Raw genomic sequence first — 748 nt, 5'->3', positions numbered from 1 at the left:
ACCTTTTTCGCGGAATATGGCCGACAGCCGTTACGAGGGCTGGGGTGCGGGAATCGGTGCCAGCTATGGCTACCGCTGGAACTTCTCCCGCCACCTGGGGATGGAAGCGACTCTGGGATTGGGTTATGCCCACCTGGATTATGATAAGTACACATGTGGTACATGTGGCGACCGCCTGGGCAGTGGAAACAAGAACTATTTCGGTCCCACCAAAGCTGGTATCACGCTGATCTACACCTTTGGCGGGAAGAAGAAACCGGCGGCTGCCGCACCGGTACAAACACCTGTTGCCCCTGCTCCGGTACATACCGTGGTTTATGAACCGCAGTTTACCGCCAGCTTCGTTACCCCGCAGGCGGAAGCTGTGAAGCACCGCAATGAGGCCGGACAAGCCTACCTGGACTTTGCCGCCGGCCGCTCAGAGATCACGCCTGGGTATAAAGACAATGCTGCGGAACTGCAAAAGATATATACGCTGATTGAAACGGTAAGGAAAGAACCTGATGCTAACATCACCGGTATCCGGATAGCCGGCTACGCTTCCCCCGAAGGCGGCTATGGGTCTAACCTTACCCTCTCGGGTAAACGTGCCGATGCCTTGAAGAAACAGATCAAAGCCTTGTACGGCTTTCCCGAAAACCTATTCTCTGTTAGCGGACGGGGCGAGGACTGGGCGATGCTCGATACATTGGTTAGCCAGTCTTATATGCAGGATAAGTATGCCCTGCTTGAAATTATCCGTGCCGGT

1 protein-coding gene is annotated in these 748 nt (G+C 54.8%); it reads left to right on the top strand.

The genetic code is table 11. The annotated features are described in order from the left end of the window. Nucleotides 1-748, top strand: a 748-nt coding sequence (locus D0T87_RS23755; RefSeq protein WP_163178656.1) for a DUF3575 domain-containing protein, incomplete at both ends; no start/stop codon positions are given.

The organism is Bacteroides sp. 51, assembly GCF_010500965.1.
In the GTDB taxonomy this organism is placed as follows: Bacteria; Bacteroidota; Bacteroidia; order Bacteroidales; family Bacteroidaceae; genus Bacteroides.
This window is presented reverse-complemented; position numbering and strand designations above follow the sequence as displayed.